Source organism: Microcystis sp. M53602_WE12 (assembly GCF_030065455.1).
Classification (GTDB): Bacteria; Cyanobacteriota; Cyanobacteriia; order Cyanobacteriales; family Microcystaceae; genus Microcystis; species Microcystis aeruginosa.
The window spans coordinates 1-3,341 of record NZ_JASJFB010000794.1; the positions used below are offsets into that span (position 1 = coordinate 1).

At 41.0% G+C, this 3,341-nt stretch carries 4 protein-coding genes and 1 pseudogene; 2 read left to right on the forward strand and 3 right to left on the reverse strand.

Annotated elements, in window-relative coordinates; all coding sequences use genetic code 11:
- Positions 1-277 precede the first annotated feature (277 nt).
- Positions 278-337 carry a hypothetical protein gene (locus PX482_RS24295; RefSeq protein ID WP_287107536.1) on the forward strand — a complete coding sequence of 20 codons (60 nt, stop codon included), beginning with the start codon at positions 278-280 and terminating at the stop codon, positions 335-337.
- A 396-nt stretch (positions 338-733) separates the two neighbouring features.
- On the opposite strand, the gene PX482_RS24300 is transcribed toward PX482_RS24295, so the two are convergent.
- Positions 734-979, reverse strand: a complete 246-nt coding sequence (locus PX482_RS24300; RefSeq protein ID WP_288123139.1) for a hypothetical protein — start codon at positions 977-979, stop codon at positions 734-736.
- A gap of 160 nt (positions 980-1,139) precedes the next feature.
- Here PX482_RS24300 and PX482_RS24305 point away from each other — a divergent pair, with 160 nt between their 5' ends.
- Positions 1,140-1,433, forward strand: coding sequence for a hypothetical protein (locus PX482_RS24305; RefSeq protein WP_012266429.1), 294 nt, complete (start codon positions 1,140-1,142; stop codon positions 1,431-1,433).
- Positions 1,434-1,853: 420 nt separating this feature from the next.
- Here the strand turns inward: PX482_RS24305 and PX482_RS24310 are convergent, their stop codons facing one another.
- Both PX482_RS24310 and PX482_RS24315 read right to left on the reverse strand, forming a co-directional pair.
- Positions 1,854-3,113 carry an L-lactate MFS transporter gene (locus tag PX482_RS24310; protein WP_288059175.1) on the reverse strand — a complete coding sequence of 420 codons (1,260 nt, stop codon included), beginning with the start codon at positions 3,111-3,113 and terminating at the stop codon, positions 1,854-1,856.
- A 126-nt stretch (positions 3,114-3,239) separates the two neighbouring features.
- Positions 3,240-3,341, reverse strand: a pseudogene (locus PX482_RS24315) (IS200/IS605 family transposase); the annotation flags it as partial.

Genomic DNA, 3,341 nt, shown 5'->3' on the forward strand with positions numbered 1-3,341 from the left:
AACAAGGATTGAATCTAAAACCTAATTGGTTAAGCTAAGTAGGGTCTGCTGAATAAATCTAAAAACCTTGCTGGATAAGACTTTTAGCCTTTTTTGAAATCCAAAAGTACCAGATATGGGAGTGATCAGGGGGAAATTCAGGTACTTTTTCCCTGAAAATTAGGTAATTGACCCCCTCAAAATCGGTAAAACCCCACACCCCACACCCTACACCCTACACCCTGCCCCTAGGAAAAACTTTTTCAGCAGACCCTATCTAGTTCCCTATCTGGTCAATATTCATGGGCAGTATAGCAGTTATCGCCGTCAGCAGTGGCCGAAAAAATCCCAACAATAAAGGCAATGAATATACCTCTAAGTGGTGATTTCTTTGACTCTAGGGAACTCCCTGTTAGCAGAGGGCTGCTATGATAGCGATCGAGACGAATATTCGGGTGACACAGATCTCTATTAGATATTTTAGCAACTACTTTATCATTCTTTAGCGATCGCTCTATTGGAATAAAGCAAAAATAGATATATGATCAAGACAGGATCTGCTTTCATAGCGATCGAGACGAATATTCAGGAGTTCGATTTACCATGGCTACTGTTTTATTGAAAACTGGCGAGTTCCGAGAAATCCCTGATGATCAGTTAATTTCTTTCCTCGAGGAAAACCGAGATTTGATTCAAGATCGACAATCACCCCGAAAAAGGGCGATTAAAAGACCTATGCTGTCCAATGTTACCTCTACCAGTACAAAATGACATCGATATTTGTTTCGTCATATTGGTAGATACCTTGTTCTGATTCTTCTTCCGTTTTCGAGTATTCCACCTTACACCGACGAAAAAGTCGGTATTGGGTTTTCTGGTTATCTTGAGGGTTTCCTCGATACTCCTCTTCTTTACCTAACTCTATATAAACGAATAGTTTTTTATATTTTCCGTAGACTGGCTCCCCCGATTTTGCCGAGTCAAATTCTAGCTCATTCAATGCTTTAATTCGTTTAATCATATTAGTGTTTAAGTTGGTTTTTGTTTTATAATATCCTATTATTGTGATTTTATTAGATTAGGTCGAGGTCTATTGTTTTGAGAGGAGAAGATGTGGCCAGATTTGTCACAGCAGTACCCGATAGTTTAGGAGATTGAAAATGAGTAAGTTTCAATTGTTTGATGGTGTTATACTAAGGGAAGAGCTACCTTTAATTGATGGTGGAATAGCTCCTATCGGCACAGTTGGGACAATTGTAGAAATTCTCAAAAATGGGGAAGCTTATCTAGTAGAATTATTTGGAGATTGGGTTAAATATGATGAGCAGGGAAATTTTGTCTGTGCAACTCAGACAGAAAAGGGAGCATTCCTCGAAACAATCGGCGTAGAAATTGTCTATCCTCATCAATTGGTGTTGACTTTTTCTGCCAAGCAAACGATGACCTTGACCTAAATCTATCCCCTTCCAATAGCGAGTGGGAATCTAATAATCTTTCAGTTTTAAAATGGTCGATTAAGACAAGCAGAAGGAGATTTATCCCTCAATTCAATCTTGACAGACCACTAATTATCCTATCACGGCTCTTCTGGTTTCTGTGTGGAAACGGGGTCTATACTGATAGTTTCTTCAGCAAAATAGTCCTAAAAGTCTTTTCCAGTAAACATTTCAATATTTTATAAGCAAAAATTATTACATACATAAGTAAAAAATATCACAAAAAGTCGAGAAGAACCGTATCACTGATTATTGTTTACTGATAACTGGTCAAGTCTCCCATTTCCCCGCCCCCTATCCTAGTTATCTGTAGCCTACTTTTACTTTTAATTGGTGTAAAATAGCAGCAGTATCTACTCTAGGGTAAGATTAACTCCCTTAGCTAGGATTTGATAAATGCGATCGCTCTCTTTTCAGTAAGGCACTAGCGAGAAAAATACCCAGTATTGCCAATACAGCCATAGCATAAAAAGCATAAGTGTAAGTACCGAACCAATCGCGAATTCTACCGGTTACTAAAGTTCCGATCAAAGCACCAACACCGTAGGCAGTAAAAACAATACCGTAATTTTGGGCGTAGTGGTCAGGATTAAAGAAGTGGAGAGTGGTAGCGGGAGCTAAGGCTAACCATCCCCCTAAACAGAACCAAAATAGACAAAAAGCCACTAGATAGCTAGTAACCGCCCCTTTTTCAGCCTTGACCATCAACAGACAACCGATCAAAATGAGTGTATAGGCCCCGATCGCTAAATAATGGGGTTTCCAGCGATCGCTCAACCAACCGAACAAAGGACGACTAATACCATTAAACAAGGCAAATAGAGCAACACTACTAGCCGCTAACCCCGGCTCGATCTGGATAATTTCCTCAGCCACAGGACTAGAAATACCGATGGCGCTCAAGCCAATTAAAGCACCAATAGCATAGCAAAGCCATAAACCATAAAATGAGCGACTTTTCAGCATATTCACCGGATAATTGGCCTGAAAGTCGGATTTTCGATTAGCTAAATTGGCGGGAGGTTGCCAGTCTTGAGGGGGTAACTTCATTGTGATCGCAATAATCACAATAATTATTGTAAAGATAATCCCCAAAAATCTTAAACTTGGTCTAACGCTATATTCATTGATTAATCGATTGGCTAAAGGTGCGGTAATCAGGGGAGAAAGGCCAAATCCGATGATAGTTAAACCCACCGCTAAACCTTTTTTGTCGGGAAACCAGCGTGCCACCACTGCCATGGGAACACCGTAAGCGATGCCGACTCCCGTGCCAGCAATGACTCCGTAGGTCAGAATAATTGTCTGGATCTGAGCGGCAAAACTAGCGAGAATATAGCCTAAACCGACGATAATTCCGCCGATAGCGGTCATCCTGCGAGTGCCTACCCGGGGGATATAAAAACCGGCGATCGGCATAGAAGCGGCATAAAATACTAAAGCCACAGTGTAGGGTAATAGGCTTTCTGTGGCGCTGAGATTTAACTCTGTTTCTAGGGGTTTTCTAAAGATACTCCAAGAGTACACCGTCCCTAAACAGAGTAAAACGCCCATTCCTAGAGGTATTAATAACCATCTACCTTTGGCTGCGGGTAATCCCAAAACTGTCAACTCGGAATCATAATTACTGTTAGTCATAGATCGCCGTGACTCTTTCTAGACTTGTCTGGCCAGTATTCTAGATGAGGTCATGGCTAATGGGGCCAATTTTCCAGAAAATTTTCCGAATGAACTACCCCGCCGCAAGCGGACGGGGTATCAGAATCAAAATAGACTCAATTGTAGATTTTGGTGTAGCTGCAGGTATTCTTTATCTTGTTCTTTTACATATCTCGCTATCATACCTTCATCCCCATGCTTTCCTAC